Source organism: Streptococcus parasanguinis, from assembly GCF_001578955.1.
GTDB lineage: Bacteria > Bacillota > Bacilli > Lactobacillales > Streptococcaceae > Streptococcus > Streptococcus parasanguinis_U.
Genome location: NZ_KQ969754.1, coordinates 1 through 351 on the forward strand (window position 1 = coordinate 1; position 351 = coordinate 351).

At 33.0% G+C, this 351-nt stretch carries 1 protein-coding gene; it reads left to right on the forward strand.

Annotation, left to right across the window (positions count from 1 at the left end; translation table 11 throughout):
• Nucleotides 1-293: hypothetical protein (locus tag SPADD19_RS11095; RefSeq protein ID WP_061455991.1), on the forward strand; the 293-nt coding region annotated here is incomplete at its 5' end.
• Between the last annotated feature and the right edge of the window lie 58 nt (nt 294-351).

Consider the following 351-nt stretch of genomic DNA (forward strand, 5'->3'; position numbering starts at 1 on the left):
TCTTGAATGATCAAGATCAAGAAGTATCATTCAATTTTGTAAATGATAGTATTGAAATTGAATTGATTGATCCATTGTGTGAGAAAATTTTGATTACATTTGATACTGTAGAACAGACAGCCAAAGTTCATCAAGTAATTAAATTTCTCTTAGATTTGTTTTTTAAATTCAATTGGCATGAATCAGTTGCGGCGTTATCAGTTGCAGATTTCTGGGAATTGATCAAGAATTACGAGAAAGATAACCTCGATATGACGTTTGGTTACCCAAGAATCTCAGGTTCTAATAGCTAATAGCCATATTTTTAGGCACAAAAAACTCTAAGCAGGCAGAGCCTGCTAACTCATGACA